This window comes from Roseobacter phycocola (assembly GCF_042055075.2).
Taxonomy (GTDB): Bacteria; Pseudomonadota; Alphaproteobacteria; order Rhodobacterales; family Rhodobacteraceae; genus Roseobacter.
In genome coordinates this window covers 918,051-933,321 of record NZ_CP194010.1, presented here as the reverse complement: position 1 = coordinate 933,321, position 15,271 = coordinate 918,051, and the positions used below count along the sequence as shown (strand labels likewise).

The 15,271-nt window shown below is 59.9% G+C and carries 15 protein-coding genes; 5 read left to right on the top strand and 10 right to left on the bottom strand.

Translation table 11 applies throughout. From position 1 onward, the window contains the following. Nucleotides 1–14 precede the first annotated feature (14 nt). Both AB4K19_RS04535 and AB4K19_RS04530 read right to left on the bottom strand, forming a co-directional pair. The gene (locus AB4K19_RS04535; protein ID WP_436399195.1) at nucleotides 15–995 is read right to left on the bottom strand and encodes a carbohydrate ABC transporter permease; all 981 of its coding nucleotides are present in this window, start codon (nucleotides 993–995) and stop codon (nucleotides 15–17) included. A gap of 81 nt (nucleotides 996–1,076) precedes the next feature. Further along, nucleotides 1,077–2,432, bottom strand: a complete 1,356-nt coding sequence (locus AB4K19_RS04530; RefSeq protein ID WP_375230724.1) for an ABC transporter substrate-binding protein — start codon at nucleotides 2,430–2,432, stop codon at nucleotides 1,077–1,079. A gap of 256 nt (nucleotides 2,433–2,688) precedes the next feature. Here AB4K19_RS04530 and AB4K19_RS04525 point away from each other — a divergent pair, with 256 nt between their 5' ends. Continuing rightward, a complete protein-coding gene (locus AB4K19_RS04525) occupies nucleotides 2,689–3,726 on the top strand; it encodes a LacI family DNA-binding transcriptional regulator (RefSeq protein ID WP_375230723.1) in 1,038 nt (345 codons plus the stop codon). Continuing rightward, a complete protein-coding gene (locus tag AB4K19_RS04520; RefSeq protein WP_375230722.1) occupies nucleotides 3,723–5,036 on the top strand; it encodes a GH1 family beta-glucosidase in 1,314 nt (437 codons plus the stop codon). Before AB4K19_RS04525 ends, AB4K19_RS04520 begins: the two co-directional genes overlap by 4 nt. On the opposite strand, the gene AB4K19_RS04515 is transcribed toward AB4K19_RS04520, so the two are convergent. Beyond that, nucleotides 5,037–6,308, bottom strand: coding sequence for a cytochrome-c peroxidase (locus AB4K19_RS04515; protein ID WP_436399525.1), 1,272 nt, complete (start codon nucleotides 6,306–6,308; stop codon nucleotides 5,037–5,039). Between the two features lie 15 nt (nucleotides 6,309–6,323). On the opposite strand from AB4K19_RS04515, the gene AB4K19_RS04510 reads away from it, so the two are divergent. Continuing rightward, nucleotides 6,324–6,794, top strand: coding sequence for a tetratricopeptide repeat protein (locus AB4K19_RS04510; protein WP_375230720.1), 471 nt, complete (start codon nucleotides 6,324–6,326; stop codon nucleotides 6,792–6,794). A 36-nt stretch (nucleotides 6,795–6,830) separates the two neighbouring features. On the opposite strand, the gene AB4K19_RS04505 is transcribed toward AB4K19_RS04510, so the two are convergent. From AB4K19_RS04505 to AB4K19_RS04480, 6 genes are all read right to left on the bottom strand, one after another. Beyond that, nucleotides 6,831–7,889 (bottom strand): TRAP transporter substrate-binding protein, encoded by a 1,059-nt coding sequence (locus tag AB4K19_RS04505; RefSeq protein ID WP_375230719.1) that lies wholly within the window; start codon nucleotides 7,887–7,889, stop codon nucleotides 6,831–6,833. 31 nt (nucleotides 7,890–7,920) lie between these two features. After that, nucleotides 7,921–9,210, bottom strand: a complete 1,290-nt coding sequence (locus AB4K19_RS04500; protein ID WP_375230718.1) for a TRAP transporter large permease — start codon at nucleotides 9,208–9,210, stop codon at nucleotides 7,921–7,923. Continuing rightward, complete coding sequence (locus AB4K19_RS04495; protein WP_375230717.1) at nucleotides 9,210–9,800, bottom strand: TRAP transporter small permease; 591 nt, start codon at nucleotides 9,798–9,800, stop codon at nucleotides 9,210–9,212. Before AB4K19_RS04495 ends, AB4K19_RS04500 begins: the two co-directional genes overlap by 1 nt. A gap of 77 nt (nucleotides 9,801–9,877) precedes the next feature. Continuing rightward, entirely contained in the window at nucleotides 9,878–10,405 is a 528-nt protein-coding gene (locus AB4K19_RS04490) for a flavin reductase family protein (RefSeq protein WP_375230716.1), read from the bottom strand. Beyond that, nucleotides 10,402–11,292 (bottom strand): aldo/keto reductase, encoded by an 891-nt coding sequence (locus tag AB4K19_RS04485; protein ID WP_436399524.1) that lies wholly within the window; start codon nucleotides 11,290–11,292, stop codon nucleotides 10,402–10,404. The genes AB4K19_RS04490 and AB4K19_RS04485 overlap by 4 nt, the downstream gene beginning before the upstream one ends. A gap of 2 nt (nucleotides 11,293–11,294) precedes the next feature. Continuing rightward, the gene (locus AB4K19_RS04480; protein WP_375230976.1) at nucleotides 11,295–12,449 is read right to left on the bottom strand and encodes an LLM class flavin-dependent oxidoreductase; all 1,155 of its coding nucleotides are present in this window, start codon (nucleotides 12,447–12,449) and stop codon (nucleotides 11,295–11,297) included. 98 nt (nucleotides 12,450–12,547) lie between these two features. Between AB4K19_RS04480 and AB4K19_RS04475 the strand changes: the two genes are divergently transcribed. Both AB4K19_RS04475 and AB4K19_RS04470 read left to right on the top strand, forming a co-directional pair. Beyond that, nucleotides 12,548–13,255: a GntR family transcriptional regulator gene (locus tag AB4K19_RS04475; protein WP_436399190.1), complete on the top strand. Its 708-nt coding sequence runs from the start codon at nucleotides 12,548–12,550 to the stop codon at nucleotides 13,253–13,255. Between the two features lie 12 nt (nucleotides 13,256–13,267). Further along, entirely contained in the window at nucleotides 13,268–14,371 is a 1,104-nt protein-coding gene (locus AB4K19_RS04470) for a Gfo/Idh/MocA family protein (protein WP_436399188.1), read from the top strand. A gap of 7 nt (nucleotides 14,372–14,378) precedes the next feature. On the opposite strand, the gene AB4K19_RS04465 is transcribed toward AB4K19_RS04470, so the two are convergent. Beyond that, nucleotides 14,379–15,203, bottom strand: coding sequence for a hypothetical protein (locus tag AB4K19_RS04465; protein ID WP_436399186.1), 825 nt, complete (start codon nucleotides 15,201–15,203; stop codon nucleotides 14,379–14,381). Between the last annotated feature and the right edge of the window lie 68 nt (nucleotides 15,204–15,271).

Here is a 15,271-nt window from a genome sequence, read left to right as displayed (position 1 = left end):
TGTTGCCTCTCCTCTCAGCGCATCTCAGCGCGGGCCTGGCGGATGTTCCAGATCATCACGGGCAGGACGATTATCATGATCACGAAGGCCACCGCTGTGGCGCGGCCATCGTCGCGGAACATGTAGGACATCATGTAGCTGGGCAGGATTTCAGTGCCGAAGTTGCCGCCGGTCATCGTGTAGACAATGTCGAAAACCTTGAGCACGAGAATGGTGATCGTCGTCCAGACAACCACGATTGTTCCCATGATCTGCGGCACCTTGATTTTGAAGAAGACCTGGAAAGGGTTCGCGCCGTCGATGATAGCGGCCTCGACCGTTTCCTCGGGAATGCCGCGCAGCGCCGCAGACAGGATCACCATGGCGAAGCCCGTCTGAATCCAGATCAGGATAAACATCAGGAAAAAGTTGTTCCAGAAACGGACCTGAAGCACATCCAGCGGCTCGTCAGCACCGAAAAAGTCCCGCAGCGCATTGATCAGACCGATATCTGCGTTGTTGGCATAAACGAATTTCCAGATCAGCGACGCGCCCACAAAAGAGATCGCCATGGGCATGAAAATCAGTGACTTGGCGATGTTGCCCCACTTCAGCCGGTCGGTCAGCTGTGCGACCAGAAGACCGAGGAAGGTGGCCGAGGCCGGCACGAAGAGCACCCAGAGGAAATTGTTGAACAGCGCAATCTGAAAGCCATCGTCCGAGAACATAACGGCGTAGTTACCAAATCCGATGAACTCTTCGCCGGAACGGTTGTAAAGCGACCGCCAGAAAGAGCCTACAACCGGATAGACCAGATAGAGACCCAGGGCAGCCATCGCCGGAAACAGAAAGAGCCAGGGACGCACAAGGTTTGCACGATTGATATTCTGCCCGGGGTTTTCCGCACGTGGCGGGAAAATCACCTTGTCCAGAATAAGATTGGACAGAAAAAAGTACCCGACGCAGCCGCCGACACCAATGAAAATTGTCAGAATACCCTGAACCAGCGGCGACATAGCATCCCTCCCAAGACGGAATGTACCCTGTTGAAAATGCCCCGGCGCATCATGCGCCGGGGATGTTGGCGTCAGCCGGAATTACTGGATTGCGTCCCAGCGTTCCTGGATGCCTTTGGCCACATCTTCGGCGCTCGCACCGGTGGTGTAATCCACCATGCCTGTCCAGAATGCGCCCGCGCCGATTTCGCCCGGCATCAGATCAGATGCATCGAAGCGGAACGTGGTGGCGTTCAGCAGGATTTCACCCTGAGCGCGCAGGCTGTCGCTTGCGTATGTGGCAGGGTTCACACCCTTGTGCGGCGTCAGGAAACCACCCTGTGCCATCCAGAGTTCATGGCTGACGGGCAGCTGCAGGAACTCGACCATGGCGTTAGTTGCCTCAGACGGGTTGGTGATCGCAAAGAGCGCACCAGCGCCGAGAACCGGCTTGCCCAGATCCTTGCCTTCGTAGGCCGGGAAGTAGAAGAAATCCACGTCCTCACCGACTTCGGTTCCTTCCGGGAAGAAGGCCGGGATGAAGGATGCCTGACGGTGCATGTAGCAGCTGGGCGGGATCGCAAAGAGACCAGCCGGGCTGTCGCGGAAGTCAGTGTTGGCAACTGCCGAAGCACCACCGTCCACATAGTCGTCATTCAGCGCAAAGTAGCCGAACTCTTCCATCGCCGCGATGATCGCAGGATCGTCGAACTTCATCTCGTTGGACACCCATTGGTCATAGACCGCCGGCGGTTGCGTCCGCAGCATCATTTCCTCGACCCAGTCGGTTGCCGGCCAGCCGGTCGCCGCACCGGAACCCAGACCAATACACCACGGTGTACCTCCGTCCTCGACGATCAGGTCGGTCAGCTCCTTGAGCTCTTCCATTGTCTCCGGGATGTCGTACCCCGCCTCGTCAAAGGCGATCGGCGAGTACCAGACGAGTGACTTCACATCGACGCGGTAGAACAGGCCGTACGTCTGATCATTGCCGTCTGCATCTGCGTATGTGCCCAGGTCAACCCAGGACTGGCCGGCAGCGTAGTTGTCCGCGATCCATTCGGCGGAGCCTTCAGGCAGCGGGCTCAGCAGGCCCTGGCTTGCCAGGTCAGCGGCAAGACCCGGCTGCGGGAAAGCTGCAAGGTTAGGGGCCGATCCGGAGCGGGCCGAGATCACAATGTCCTGCTCGAAGCTGTCAGAGCCCGAATAGTTCACAGTCGCGCCAGTGGCGGACTCGAAGTATGAGAAGACCGCGTCGACTTTTTCTTTTTCGTTACCGGTCCATGCGCCGGTGATCTCGACGGTTTGCCCGGACAGATCGTATTTTTCAGCAAACGCGGTGTAGCTGTCCCACGTGAAATCGCCTTCGCCCACTGCGAATGGCTGATGCCCGTCCGCATGCGCCATTCCTGCGAAAAGAGCCAGCGCTGCTGCGCCGGCGTAATAGCGTGCCGTCATGATTTTCTCCCGTTGCAGCGCCCTTCAGGCGGCGCCTTAGTGCTCATTATTTAGGCGCTCAGAATCACCTCAAAGCGCTTTGAATAGCGAAAACGTGCAGCAACTGGTCCGGTCTGTCAACTCAGGGATGAAAAAACAGAAGGTTTTGAATCTCGATTGAGTTTAGGCGCTAACATATGTTGGATTCTTCTTTGACGTGGCCCGGCTCTCTGCCTAGGGTCGGTCGGAAATTGCGTCCAGAAGCGGGATACCGGGGATGAATCTCAAGGAACTGTCAGAGCGGCTCGATCTGTCGCCGACCACGGTCAGCCGTGCGCTGAACGGGTACCCGGAGGTCAACGAAGCGACGCGGCGCCGGGTGACAGAGGCTGCCAAACGCTACAACTACCGCCCCAGCGCACGCGCTCTGTCGCTTGCGACGGGCCGGTCAATGTCCATCGGGCACATCGTTCCGTTCTCAAAGCAGAACGAGATCGTGAACATCGTTTTTGCGGATTTTATTGCCGGTGCCGGCGAAGTCTATTCCCTTAATGGCTACGACATGACCCTGTCGGTTGTGCGGGACGAGGATGAGTTTGAAACCTACCGCAGGCTCGCGGAGACCGGCAGCGTGGACGGCATGATCGTTCAGTCGCCGGTGTGTGATGACCCGCGCATTCCGCATCTGGCGCAGCTGAATGTGCCATTTCTGGTGCACGGCCGGGCCTCAGATGTAGAGACCCCCTATTCATGGATGGACGTGAACAACACACGTGCGCTGGACGTGCTGACAGAGCATCTGCTGGATCTTGGCCACCGCCGCATCGGTTTCATCAACGGACAGGAAAAGATGGACTTCGCACAACGCCGCCGCAAAGGGTACCTGCGCGCGCTGGAAAAAGCCGGCATCCGGCCGGACCCGGAACTGATGCACTCCGGTGAGATGAGCGAGCAGAACGGGCATGCGTCGGCAAGTGCGATGCTGGATCTTGATGCACCCCCCACGGCCTTTGTCACCTCTTCTGTCGTACCCGCCCTCGGGATCAGACGGGCGGTCACCGCGCGTGGTATGCAGCTTGGGTGTGACATTTCAGTCGCCTGTTTTGACGACGATATTTCCTATCTCACCAACGGTGGTGACCGACCTGAATTTACTGCGGTGCGGTCTTCTGTGCGGGATGCGGGCCGCCGCTGTGCCCAGATGCTGATTGATCAGATACGTGCGCCTGACGCGCCACCGACCCACGACCTGTGGGAAGCAGAACTGGTCATTGGCCAGTCGACCGGCCCCTGCCCTGAAAGGCACAGTTCATGAAATTCAGCCGTTCCGACTTTCCGCCCGGCTTCCGGTTTGCGGCGGCCACATCGAGCTATCAGATTGAAGGCCATGGATTTGGTGGCGCCGGCCGGACGCACTGGGACACCTTTGCTGCGACACCGGGGAATGTTGTCCGCGCGGAACATGGCATGACAGCCTGCGACCACTACCACCGCTGGGAAGAAGATCTGGACCTGATGCAGGCGATGGGCCTTGACGCCTATCGGTTTTCGACCAGCTGGGCCCGTGTGATGCCCGAAGGCCGGGGCCCGGTGAACGCTGAAGGCCTCGATTTCTACGACCGGCTTGTGGACGGGATGCTGGACCGTGGTCTGGCGCCTATGGCAACGCTCTATCACTGGGAACTGCCTGCGGCGCTGGCTGATCTGGGCGGATGGCGCAATCCCGATATCAGCCACTGGCTGGCTGATTTCGCGACTGTCGTCATGGAGCGGATCGGCGATCGGGTGTTCAGTGTCGCCCCGATCAATGAACCCTGGTGCGTCGCCTGGCTGTCGCATTTTCTGGGACTGCAGGCACCCGGTCTGCGGGACATCAGCGCGGCTGCCCATGCGATGCACCATGTGCTGACCGCGCACGGACGCTGCGTGCAGGCCATGCGCGCGCTTGATGTAAAAAACATCGGAGCGGTATGCAACTTCGAGCATGTGCATGCCGCGGATGACAGCCCCGAGGCACAGCGTGCCGCCGCGACCTATGAGGCGACCTACAACCGGTTTTTCGTGGGCGGTCTGTTTCGCGGAAGCTACCCGGATGAGGTCATGGAAGGCATCGAGCCCTACATGCCGAAAGGCTGGCAGAACGATTTTGACCTGATCGGGCAACCGCTCGACTGGTTTGGGGTAAACTATTACACCTGCAAGAGAATTGCTCCCGACAGCGGCGCCTGGCCCTCGCTGCAGGAGGTGCCGGGGCCGCTGCCAAAAACCCAGATGGGCTGGGAGATCGAACCTGATGGACTGGAATATATCCTGACCTGGTTGCAGCAGAATTACACCGGCGCACTGCCCGTTTACATTACGGAAAACGGTATGGCGAACGCCGATACTCCGGGCCGCCCGGATACCGAACGGATGGATTATCTGGACAGCCACCTGGCCGCTGCCCGCAGGGCCATTGACCGGGGCGTTCCGCTGGCCGGGTACACATTCTGGTCACTCATGGACAATTATGAATGGTCGCTTGGGTACGAAAAACGTTTTGGCATGGTGCATGTGGATTTTGAAACGCTGGAACGCACGCCCAAGGCGTCTTACCACGCCGTGGCCGAAGCACTGCGCCGCTGATCAGGGTGTAAACCATGCCGGTACGCCAAAGGGCGGTGTGTCGACGGATGCGCCGGTAAGGCTTTCCAGAAACGCCACGATTTCACGGATCTGCTGATCTTCAAGGGTCACCTTCGCTTCGGGAACAACCGCCGCCTGACGCGCCATTTCGAGACGGTCGTTCTGGATCACGAAATCCACAGATGCCAGCCACGGAATCGCTGGCAGCGCCGCATCTTCGCGCGTCCAGCGGGCGCGCGCGGCCTGTGGGTCAATATGGTGCCGTATCGCGGCTTCCAGCGTCGGCCAGGCACCGTTGTGACCATAAGGAGCGGTCAGCGCGACGTTGCGCAGCATCGGCGTGCGGAAGGCGTATGCGTCTTCCAGCCGGTTGCTTTCGCCCATCCGGCCCACGTCACGGGCATAGGGGTCAAACACCCGCGTCCGGCCCGGCCCGAAGGCGGGCAACCCGAGGGCGTGGAACGCCTGGTCCGACATCAGCGCTCCGGAATGACAGGTGCTGCATCCGGCCTCGCCATAAAACAGCACCAAGCCGGCCTGCTGGCCGGGCGTCAGTGCCTCGGTGTCTCCTGCCAGGTACCTGTCAAAGGGACTGTCATAGCTGGTCCACTCAAGGGCCATGAACGCCGCCAGCGCATTGGCGATCTCTACGATGGTGACGTCTTCAGGGGCATCAATATGATCAAAGGCCGCCACGAAACGCGCACCGTAGTCGTCTTTGGTGCGGACGCGTTTGGCCAGGATCGGCCATGCGTAATCAATCCGGTCATGCACGGCCCCGATGACCTCGTTTTCGCCAGGATTGCCGGCCATTTCGAACTGTGCCACCAGCGGAAACACCGCCTGAGCGGCGAGCAGCGAATTAAACCCGGTGGGCAGCCATTCCTCGGCCGGGGAATTGAAACCGTTGCCATAGATGTCCGAAATGCTGAGACGGCCATCGTGGAACATCACCGTCAGATCGCGCGCACCGAGGTTCCACAGGCCAGGTGCGTTGCGGGGGATACGCTTGCGGACGCGGTCCGCACCGGTGCCCGGCGTGCGGTCAGGCCCCAGTCCCTGGCCACCCTCGCCGATACCAAGGCTCAGTCCGTCGCCCGTCCCGAGGTCAGGGTGATGACAATGCGCGCAGGAGATATTGCGGTTGCCGGAAAGCACCGTATCGTAAAAAAGAGAATGACCAAGCGCTGCCTGCTCCGGGTCGAACCGGATGAAGTCAGCCTCGGTCAGCGGTGGCGGCAGGTCGCCTGCAAAGGCCGCTGAAGCAAACAGGGAGAACACCAGACCATGCGCGCAATGCTTTTTGCCCTGAGCCTTCTGGCCACGCCTGTGCTGGCCGAGATCGAGGGCGCGCGGGATATGATGGAGGAAGGCCGCTTTGAGGAGGCTTACGAGGCACTGTGGCCTGCGGCGCGCTCGGGCAACGCGGATGCCGAGGAGCTGATCGGCGTGATGTATGCGATGGGCCTTGGCGTGCCGCGCGACGACCAGCGGGCCTTTGAGTGGTACCTGCGGTCCGCGATGAAAGGGCACCCCGGCGCGCAGTCCGGCATCGGCTGGTACTATGAGATCGGTCGTGGCATGCCGGCGCCGGATCTGGTCCGCGCCTACATGTGGTACACGCTCAGCGCAATTGGCGGTGACCCGGACGCAGCGATCAGCCTGGAAGAGGTCGTGAAAAAGATGACGTCGGAAGAGATTGAGAAGGCGCATATTCTCGTCGCAGATTACAAAGTCTGGATGTACCCGTTCCGGTAAGGCAGGTGGGGCGGCCCGTGACCGCCCCGACCGTTATCAGTTCAGGTCAGCGTCGCGCGCTGCGTTCACGTCGGCTTCCGCCTCAGCTACAGCTGCGGTCAGCGCGTCAAAGATCTCTTCGCCGCGGCCAACGTTGCCTTTGAACCAGTCAAACACCGGTGCCGCACCTTCTTTGAAGGCCGCCTTCTGCTCAGGTGTCGGCACATAGAGGTCACCGCCTTCGGCCACGAACTGCTCGTAAGCTGCAATGGATTTACGCTTCGGGCTGGCGAATGTTGCCTGCTGCAGTGCGTAGAAACCATCCACAACGACGCGGCGCATGTCTTCGGGCATGGAGGCGAACTTTTCGTTGTTCATCCACCACAGTGCCCCCATGTAGGCATGGCCGTCCAGCGTGACATACTTCAGACCCGCATCCGGGAATTTCATGCCCATGATGTCGGTGATGCCGTTCTTGGATCCCTCAACAACTCCTGTCTGGAACGAGGTGAAGAGCTCAGGCCACGGGATCGGCGTCGGAGCAGCACCCAGCGCCTTGACCAGTTCCTGCGGCAGGTCGGCCACAACAGTACGGATCTTCAGACCTTCCATATCCGCTGGCTCCGCCACGCGGCGCTTGGTGTTGGCAAAGTTGCGCCAGCCACCGGTGTTGCCGATGGTCATCAGACGGATTGCACCACCGGAGTCTTCCAGCGCCATTTCACGCATTTTGCGGGTGAAATCGCCCGACAGCACGTGCTCGGCAATGCGATCGTCCGCCATCAGATAGGGCAGATCGAGAACCTGCACATACGGGAAAATGCCCGAGGCACCGCCGGAGGTGGACACGTATACGTCGATGGTGCCGTCGGCGACACCCTGCAGACACTCAGCACCGTTGCCGCAAAGCTGCGTTCCGATGAAAAGCTCAACTTCGATGGCGCCGTTGGACGCGGCCTCGACATAGTTTTTGAAGACCACGAGACCGTCATAATCCTCGTCGTTTTCATTGGAGTTCGCAGTCGCACGGATCTGGAAGTCCGCGGCTGCAGCTGTCATCGCCGACCCGGCCAGCATGGCCGCTACTGTCAGCGATTTCAGGGTTGTTCTGATCATGTAATATCCTCCCATTGGATTTTGATTTTGCTCAGTTCGCGAAGCCCGTCAGACGCGGGATCGTCATGGAAAGCGGCTCGAAATATGTGATCAGGAAGATCACAACGATTTCAACAGCCAGGAAAGGCAGAATTGCCTTGGAAATTGCCTCTACCCGTTCACCGGAAACAGATGAGGCCACAAAAAGCACCAGCCCCATCGGTGGTGTTGCCAGACCGACGGTCAGGTTCACGCTCATGATGATAGCAAAGTGGATCGGATCCACGCCCAGCTCAACAAAAATCGGGCCCAGAATAGGTCCCAGAATGATGATCGCCGGGCCTGCATCGAGAAACATGCCCACAACAAAAAGCAGCAGGTTGATCAGCAGCAGCAGGATCAGCGGGTTGGATGTCAGCGACAGCACAAACTCGGCCATCGCCTCGGGCGCATGGCTCAGGCTGACAACCGTTTTGAACGCCATCGCAGCCCCGACCAGCAGCAGCACCACCGCCGATGTCAGGCCTGAGCGGCCCAGCACCTCGGGCAGATCGCTGAGTTTGAGGGTCCGCATGACAAAGAGGCCGATAAAGAGCGCGTAGGCCACAGCAACCGCCGCCGCTTCGGTCGGTGTGAAGACACCAGCGAGGATACCACCGAGGATAATGACGGGCGTCATGAGCGGGAAAAAGGCTTTGAGGCTCGCCTGCCCGCGTTCACCCCAGCTGTGTTTTTTGGTGGCAACCGGGAAGTCGTATTTATCCGCCTGAAGTTTGACCATGAGCATCAGGCCAAGGCCGACCATGATCCCGGGCACGATGCCCGCCAAGAACAGTGCCGCAACACTCTCGCCCATCACATAGGCATAGATGATCATGATCCCCGACGGCGGGATAATCGGACCGATCACCGAGCTCGCAGCAGTGATCGCAGCAGCGAATTTGCGCGTGTACCCCTGTTTCTCCATCGCCGGGATCAGCATGGACCCAAGCGCCGAGGTATCGGCAACCGCAGACCCTGACAGACCGGCGAACAGCATAGAGCTGAGGATGTTCACATGCGCCAGCCCACCCCGGAAGTGACCCATCATCGCCTGGCTGAATTCCACCAGACGCATGGTGATGCCACCACGGTTCATAAGCTCTCCGGCGAGCATAAAGAACGGGATCGCCATCAGCGGAAAGCTGTCCATCCCATTGTAAACATTGCGGTACAGCAGCGTGATGTCTTTTTCCTGGCCGTTCAGATACAGCAGGATGCCGGGAGCGGCCAGCAGGCCGAACACAACCGGCAGGCCGATCATCAGGAAGACGAGAAAGAGCGGGAGGAACCAGACCAGCATTATTCAGCTCCCACCTGTTCTTCAAGCGACACAGGAGGCAGCTGATCGCCGCCCCCCAGCATCCGCACCAGCGCACGCAGGATCAGTTCGACGTTCACGGAAATCAGCAGCACCACCCCAACCAGCAAAGACGCCATCATCCAGCTGCGGGGGACACGGAACCAGTTTTCGAAACTCATGTCGGTGGGCAGGTAGAGCGACGCAGTGGCAAAGCGCCCCGCGAAACCGGTCACTTCGGACCAGCCGATCTGCACAGCGACAATCAGCACCAGCAGGCTCATGAACAGCAACAGCAGCGATAAGAGTGCACCGACTGCTTTGGGCAGCAGCCGGACCAGGGTATCAATCGAGACAAACCCGCCGCGGCGAAAGGCTGTGGGGGCCATCAGACCTGTCATCCACAGCATGCAGAACCGCGCGGCCTCATCGGGCCAGGGCAGCGCATTGTTGAGTGCGTAGCGATAAAACACCTGGATCAGGATCGCAGCCACCATGACGGCAACGGCGACGACGCCAATAGCCCGGCCAACCGCCAGAACGGCCTCGTTGACCAGCCGGAGCGGTGTCATTACCGCCAGCAGTGCACCCATAAGGCGCCTCCTCCCTGTTGCCCGGGTTTTCCCCGGATCAGATTGCGGGTTTTCCCCGCGGTACCATTGGCGCGTCTTCAGACGTCTTTGTCAAACTGTCCGAAGCCTCCCTGGCAAAAAATCAGCGCGTCCCCCTCCCGGAGCGCGGCCGCATGGACCCGGGCAACGACGATCGAATGGTCGCCCGCATCATGGATATCCTGTGTTTCGCATTCAAACCGTGCCAGGCAATCACCCAGAAGCGGCACCCCCTGCCGGTTCGCCGCAACGTCCAGTCCGTCAAAGGCTGTGCCGGACTTTGCGAATCCCATCGCGATATGGGCGTGTTCCGCGCCCATGACATGAACGGCAAAGTGCTTTGCCCCGATAAAGTGCTGATAACGCCCGGATGACTTGGCCGGACACCACAGGATCAGTGCAGGATCAAGCGAGACGCTGGAGAAGGAATTGACGGTCATACCTATGGGGCCATTGTCCGTCATCGCCGTGATGACGGTAACGCCCGTTGCAAAGCGCCCGAAAGCATCACGCAGGTCCCGCGCCGTTGCTGCGTCAGGCACAAACTGCTGCATCTGCGTCATCTGAAGCGATCCGTCAGCCATCATAGCACCTCATATCCGTTGGCCGCCTCATAAAGCTCAAACCAGGTCTGGCGGTCCATTTCAACTTTGAACGCATCACTGAATGTGGCGATGCGCGACAGTGTGTTTGTTCCCATGACCGGCAGGATGCCCGCCGGGTGGGCCAGCAGCCAGGCCACGGCAACGGCCGCACGGTCAACGCCCTGCGCTGCCGCAACCGCATCCATCCGCGTCGCCAGATCGCCGGCTTCCGTCATCAGGCTGCCGCCGCCCAGCGGCGACCACGCCATCGGTTTAATGCCGTGCATCTGCAGATGCGCAAGATCACCATTTGTGTAGCTGTCCCGCGCGCCGAGGCTCAGCTCGATCTGGTTTGTGACCAGCTTGTTGGTCATTGCCGACTGCAGCAGGTCCCAGTCCCAGGGGCGGAAATTCGAAACACCTGCATTCCGGATTTTGCCGCTGGCGATCAGCGCATCCAGTGCGCCGCCTGTCTCGGACGCATCCATCATCGGATCAGGCCGGTGGATGAGCAGCAGATCGATGTGGTCAATACCCATATACGCGAGCGACGCTTCCACCGATGCGGTGATATGAGCCGCCGATGTGTCGTAGTATTTAACACGCCGGTCCGAATATTTGCCGATCGGCGCGACGATATCGCATTTGGTTACAATCTCGAGCTGATCTCGCAGACCGGGACTTTGCTTCAGGCAGGCACCAAGCACTTCTTCTGCCACATAGCCGCCGTAGATGTCGGCCTGGTCCATGGTTGTGATCCCCTGCTCCAGGCAGGCATCGATCTTGGCACGCACGTGCGCGGGCGAGGTGTCGCTGTCATCCGCGATCCGCCACATACCGTACACGATACGGCTCATGTCGAGACTGTCGGACAGTTTTATACGGGGCATTTTCATCGGCGTTCTCCCGCGGCCAGCGGTGTATCCGGTGCGCTTGCCGGCACACGGCCATAGGCTTCCGGCAACGAGCATGTTTTGAGATGCGGCATAACCAGACGGCCAAAGTGCTCCGCCTCTTCGATGTGCGGATAACCAGAGAAGATAAAGGCGCGCATGCCCATTTTCTGGTAGTTTTCAATCTCGCTCAGCACCTGATCGGCTGATCCGACAAGAGCTGCACCGCAGCCCGAGCGGGCCCGGCCGACGCCTGTCCACAGATGTGGCTCAATGTATCCGAACTCATCCGCGATATCGCGGTTCGCGGATTGGTGCGAGACGCCCAGAGACGTCGAATCCAGCGCGCGTTCGCGGATTTTGCGCCCATATTCATCGTCCAGCCTGGATACGATGTAGTCGGCGTATTCCTTGGCTTCGGCCTCGGTATCCCGCACAATCATGTGCACGCGCAGACCATAATCCAGCGTGCGCCCCTTTTCCGCAGCGCGCGCATTCACGGCCTTCATCCGCTCCGCCAGCTGATCTTTGGGCTCGGGCCACATCAGATAGACGTCACAGTGCTCCGCACAAAGGTCGAGCGCATCCGGCGAGTACCCCCCGAAATAAAGCAGCGGACCACCTGTCTGATAAGGGCGCACCGGGTCGGTTGTGAGGCCGGAGAAGTTATAGACCTCGCCCGAATGGTTGATCTCATCGCGGCTCCAGGCCTGCTTGAGGATCTCGACCACCTCGCGTGAACGCTGATACCGGTAGGGGCTTGGCTCTTTCTGACCCGGGAAGTCCGAGCTGATGATATTCACCGTCAGACGGCCTTCGAGCATGTGATCCAGCGTCGCAATGGTACGCGCCAGCATGATGGGCTGCATCTCGCCACAGCGCACAGCGGCCAGCAGGTTGATCTTTTCGGTGATCGGCGCACAGCCCGCAACAAAACTCAGCGTATCCTGCCCGACCTGATAGGACGACGGGCACAGAATATTGCGGAAGCCCTGCGCTTCGGCCGTTTTCACGATGTCCGAACAATGCGCCCAGCTCGACCGCAGATCGCCGTCGGGCACGCCCAGAAACTGGTAATCGTCAGAGCAGAGCGCTGAAAACCATGACACCTCAGCGGCATCAAGATCGGCAGATGTGACCGGCACAATCGTCATTGGTGTTCCCTGTAAAAGACCTTCGGTTTCTTCTTGCATAGCATTCGTTTCATGGTAGATCAATCGTGTATCAATTCTGATGGTCGCCGCATAAACCCATGCCCCCCGCGCCGGAAAATCCAGGGCCCCTGCCCCGATATGTACAGCTTGCAGAGCTGCTTATCCGTGACATTGACACGGGTCGGCTTATGGATGGTGAGCGACTGCCGCCCGAACGCAGGATGGCGGCCGATCTGCGCACATCCGTGGGCACGTTGCGCAAAGCGCTGCGCGTTATGGAAGAAAAAGGTCTGCTGCGCCGGGTTCAGGGCTCAGGCAACTATATTCAGCGCAAAGGCGGGCCCGGTGGCACCTACGCGATGTTCCGCCTTGAACTGCTCGATGGCGGTGGCCTGCCGCGTGCAGTCGTTATGGACGTCACGACGCTTGAAAAACCGTCCGACCTGCCGGACTTCGGGACGTCCGCGCGCGCCACCCGGATACGGCGCGAACGTTTTCTCAATGATACAGCAATTGCGGTCGAGGAGATCTGGCTCGACGCCGGCATGGGGGAACTGAGCCGCGACATGCTCTCCGATTCGCTCTACCAGACCTACCTCAGGCGACTGGGGTTCTGGGTCACCCGCGCCGAAGACAGAGTCACCATCGGCTCACTTCCGGACTGGACACCGGAGAGATTCGGGCGCAAAGGCGCGCCCTGCGGATACATCGAACGCTACTCCTGGGCCGACCGGCCGGGAGCCATCGAATTTTCACGCACCTGGTTCGACCCCACGCGGGCCAGCTATGTGCAGCGCCTGAGATAGGAAGACGACCAAATGAGCACTCCCACCCGTTACGGCATCATCGGCTGCGGCATGATGGGCCAGGAGCACATCCGCAACATCGCGCTGCTGCCGGATACGGAAGTCAGTGTGATTTTTGAGCCCGATGCCGGAATGCGCGAAGAGGCTGCGAAACTGGCGCCCGGCGTTCAGTTCGCGGAATCAGTTGCGGAACTGCTGACACAGGACACACCTGACTGTCTGGTGATCGCCAGCCCGAACCACTGCCACGCCGCACAGATCAGCGAGATTGCAGCCATCCGCCCCCTGCCCCTGCTGGTTGAGAAGCCGCTTCTGACAGACCCGGATGACATCGCGCCCCTGCAGAAGGTGGTTGCGGACTATCCCGCGCCGGTCTGGGTCGCGATGGAATACCGTTATATGCCGCCGATTTCCGCCCTGTTGCTGGCGGCACCACAGGTGACCGGGGGCATCCATATGCTCAGCATCCGCGAGCACCGCTTTCCGTTTCTGGAAAAGGTCGGTGACTGGAACAGGTTCAACGCAAATACCGGCGGCACCTTTGTCGAAAAGTGCTGTCATTTCTTTGACCTGATGCGGCTGGCGACCGGATCGGAGCCGGTGCGCGTGATGGCGAGCGCTGCGCAGTCCGTCAATCATCTGGACGAAACCTATGACGGCAAGACGCCCGATATCATCGATAATGGCTATGTGATTGTTGACTTCGCGTCGGGCGCCCGCGCCATGCTGGAGCTGTGTATGTTCGCAGAGGGTGCACGATATCAGGAAGAGATTTCAGCTGTCGGCCCTGGGGGCCGCGTAGAGGCTTTTGTCCCAGGGCCGGGCCGCTTCTGGCCGGAGGATCTGGGTCCGGCCCCCACCCCGCTGCTGGAAGTCAGCCCGCGCCATCCCAAACGGCCTGAAATCCGTGAGGTTCCGGTGGACCCTGAGTTGCTGGCAGCCGGAGATCACAATGGGTCCACCTACTATCAGCACCGCGGCTTTCTCGAACTGCTGCGCGGAGAGCGCGATGCGCCCGATGTATCCTTTGACGACGGTCTGATGGCCGTGCGCATGGGGCTGGCCGCGCAGAAATCAGCCGAGACAGGCCAGGCAGTTTCCATCGACCCTGTCTGAGCCGGGATCAGGGGGTTATCAGCGTAACCCCCGGTATGCGCCCGATCTCAAACACGTCCTCTTCATAGGCGGCGGTCATATCGGCGATCAGGTCTGCGTGCCATCCGGGCATGTCAATGACCTCATCTATTTCGTCCTCGCGCGCGAATTTTTCGAGAAAGACGACCATGACACGACGCATCTGAATTTCGGTCAGTTCCGGACGGGTGCTGATGTAGTCGCGGAACTGTTGCTGACCCTCCGGCTCCATGATTTCCTCAAACAGATCAAAAGCGCCCGTAACAGCATCACCGTGATTCAGCCCGGCTATTTCACGGATCATCTGCCCCCAGATAATCGGAGCATCCTCGTTACACCAAACCAAAATCTCCGCCCCGCGCGCGGCTTCCTTCATGCGCAGCAGTGTATCTGACCACCGGATCACGCGGGGATCATAGCCATCCGTAAAATCGGCCGCGTCCCCGCCCGGTCCCGCATGAAATAGTGCGGGCAGCAACGTCGCCGGATTGCGCAGCGCCATGTGAAATTCCAGCTCATCCTGCGCGAAGATGTCGGACAGAGCTGCGACACGCGCTGCGGCTTTCGGATAAAGAATGCCGGCACAGAGCGCCGTGGCGGTCTCTCCGAAAATATGAGGATGAGACAACAGGATGCGCTCGGCTCTGTCCCCTTCCAGTATAGCGTCCAGCAGGAGGCCCCGGGCATCAGGTGCGGCAGGTGCCTGTTCCATCGCGTCAAGCATGCCCGTCAGCAGTTTGCGGTAGCGCCCGGGTCCGGGCACGGCAACCCCGTCAGGGACCAGACTGCCTTTGTTGCGCAGGAGACATTTCATGACGCGGTCTTCCTGGGTGAAGTGCGCGCCCGTGTGGAAAACCAGCTGCATTGGCGTCCGGGATCCAT

Coding starts and splice junctions, on each gene's coding strand:
- AB4K19_RS04525 (WP_375230723.1), top strand. CDS start 2,689: ATGAATCTCAAGGAACTGTCAGAGCGGCTCGATCTGTCGCCGACCACG.
- AB4K19_RS04510 (WP_375230720.1), top strand. CDS start 6,324: ATGCGCGCAATGCTTTTTGCCCTGAGCCTTCTGGCCACGCCTGTGCTG.
- AB4K19_RS04495 (WP_375230717.1), bottom strand. CDS start 9,800: ATGGGTGCACTGCTGGCGGTAATGACACCGCTCCGGCTGGTCAACGAG.
- AB4K19_RS04485 (WP_436399524.1), bottom strand. CDS start 11,292: ATGCCCCGTATAAAACTGTCCGACAGTCTCGACATGAGCCGTATCGTG.
- AB4K19_RS04505 (WP_375230719.1), bottom strand. CDS start 7,889: ATGATCAGAACAACCCTGAAATCGCTGACAGTAGCGGCCATGCTGGCC.
- AB4K19_RS04500 (WP_375230718.1), bottom strand. CDS start 9,210: ATGCTGGTCTGGTTCCTCCCGCTCTTTCTCGTCTTCCTGATGATCGGC.
- AB4K19_RS04535 (WP_436399195.1), bottom strand. CDS start 995: ATGTCGCCGCTGGTTCAGGGTATTCTGACAATTTTCATTGGTGTCGGC.
- AB4K19_RS04465 (WP_436399186.1), bottom strand. CDS start 15,203: ATGAAATGTCTCCTGCGCAACAAAGGCAGTCTGGTCCCTGACGGGGTT.
- AB4K19_RS04475 (WP_436399190.1), top strand. CDS start 12,548: ATGCCCCCCGCGCCGGAAAATCCAGGGCCCCTGCCCCGATATGTACAG.
- AB4K19_RS04470 (WP_436399188.1), top strand. CDS start 13,268: ATGAGCACTCCCACCCGTTACGGCATCATCGGCTGCGGCATGATGGGC.
- AB4K19_RS04480 (WP_375230976.1), bottom strand. CDS start 12,449: ATGACGATTGTGCCGGTCACATCTGCCGATCTTGATGCCGCTGAGGTG.
- AB4K19_RS04490 (WP_375230716.1), bottom strand. CDS start 10,405: ATGATGGCTGACGGATCGCTTCAGATGACGCAGATGCAGCAGTTTGTG.
- AB4K19_RS04530 (WP_375230724.1), bottom strand. CDS start 2,432: ATGACGGCACGCTATTACGCCGGCGCAGCAGCGCTGGCTCTTTTCGCA.
- AB4K19_RS04520 (WP_375230722.1), top strand. CDS start 3,723: ATGAAATTCAGCCGTTCCGACTTTCCGCCCGGCTTCCGGTTTGCGGCG.